The following is a 289-nucleotide window of genomic DNA, read 5'->3' as shown; positions in this document are numbered from 1 at the left end:
GTTATGAGTAATTGATTGGGCAATGTTTTGTAGTAGCATTGTTTTACCCGCTTTTGGCGGTGCTACTAATAAACCACGTTGGCCACGGCCAATGGGTGATGCTAAATCGAGTACTCGAGCAGTTATATCCTCGGTACTACCATTACCACGTTCCATACGTAAGCGTTCGTTGGCATGTAGTGGGGTAAGGTTTTCAAAAAGGATTTTAGTACGGGAGTTTTCTGGTCTATCAAAGTTGACTTCGTTTACTTTTAGTAATGCAAAGTAACGTTCACCGTCTTTAGGTGGG

1 pseudogene is annotated in these 289 nt (G+C 42.6%); it reads right to left on the bottom strand.

Annotated features, from left to right (window positions below):
* Positions 1-289 (bottom strand): annotated as a pseudogene (gene rho, locus CWB85_RS21820) (transcription termination factor Rho); the annotation flags it as partial.

The sequence above is a fragment of the Pseudoalteromonas sp. S1727 genome, from assembly GCF_005886375.1.
Classification (GTDB): domain Bacteria; phylum Pseudomonadota; class Gammaproteobacteria; order Enterobacterales; family Alteromonadaceae; genus Pseudoalteromonas; species Pseudoalteromonas haloplanktis.
The sequence above is the reverse complement of the archived record's forward strand: the minus strand, read 5'-3'. Positions and strand labels throughout refer to the sequence as shown.